General features: G+C 64.8%; 1 pseudogene. It reads left to right on the forward strand.

The window, feature by feature from the left end:
* Positions 1-406: pseudogene (locus EOA86_RS38245) on the forward strand (elongation factor G); the annotation flags it as partial.

The raw sequence follows: 406 nt of genomic DNA on the forward strand, positions 1-406 counted from the left end.
GAAGCGCGCCCGCCACAAGAAGCAGTCGGGCGGCCATGGCCAGTTCGGCGACGTGGTGATCGAGATCAAGCCGCTACCGCGCGGCTCCGGCTTCCAGTTCACCGACACCATCACCGGCGGCGCCGTGCCGAAGACCTACATCCAGTCGGTCGAGACCGGCGTGCGCGATTATTTGAAATCCGGCCCGCTCGGCTTTCCGGTGGTCGATGTCGCCGTCAACCTGTCCGACGGCTCCTATCACGCTGTCGATTCGTCGGACATGGCCTTCCAGATGGCGGCGAAGCTGGCGATGAAGGAAGGCATGGCGGCCTGCTCGCCGGTGCTGCTCGAACCGATCATGAAGGTCGAGATCGTCACGCCGTCCGATGCGACGTCGAAGATCATCGCCCTGATCCCGCAACGGCGG

The sequence above is a fragment of the Mesorhizobium sp. M5C.F.Ca.IN.020.32.2.1 genome, assembly GCF_004023105.1.
In the GTDB taxonomy this organism is placed as follows: domain Bacteria; phylum Pseudomonadota; class Alphaproteobacteria; order Rhizobiales; family Rhizobiaceae; genus Mesorhizobium; species Mesorhizobium wenxiniae.